We start from the raw sequence: 257 nt of genomic DNA, 5'->3' as shown, positions 1-257 counted from the left end.
CCAACGGTTGTTCGGGGCTTCTCAAGGTAGGCGCGCATCACGATGCAAAGATCGTCGGAGAGCTTGTCAGAGAGCTCCTTGAGTCTGGAAGCGTATTCCTGAGCGGCGGCAGGGTCGTGAATGGAGCAGGGGCCGACAACAACGAGGAGTCTGTCGCTCTCGCCGAGGACGATGTCGGCAGCATCTTGACGACCCTTGACAACGGTGTTTGTGGCCTTCTCGGGGAGAGGGATCTCGGAGGTGAGAAGAGCGGGAGG

The 257-nt window shown here is 59.9% G+C and carries 1 pseudogene; it reads right to left on the bottom strand.

Annotation, left to right across the window (positions count from 1 at the left end):
* Positions 1 to 173, bottom strand: a pseudogene (locus FLQ44_RS25730) (3-deoxy-7-phosphoheptulonate synthase); the annotation flags it as partial.
* Between the last annotated feature and the right edge of the window lie 84 nt (positions 174 to 257).

Origin of the sequence: Vogesella mureinivorans, assembly GCF_007644035.1 — a bacterium.
Lineage (GTDB): Bacteria > Pseudomonadota > Gammaproteobacteria > Burkholderiales > Chromobacteriaceae > Vogesella > Vogesella mureinivorans.
Note: the sequence above shows the minus strand (reverse complement) of the source record. Positions and strands in the feature narration are given on the sequence as shown.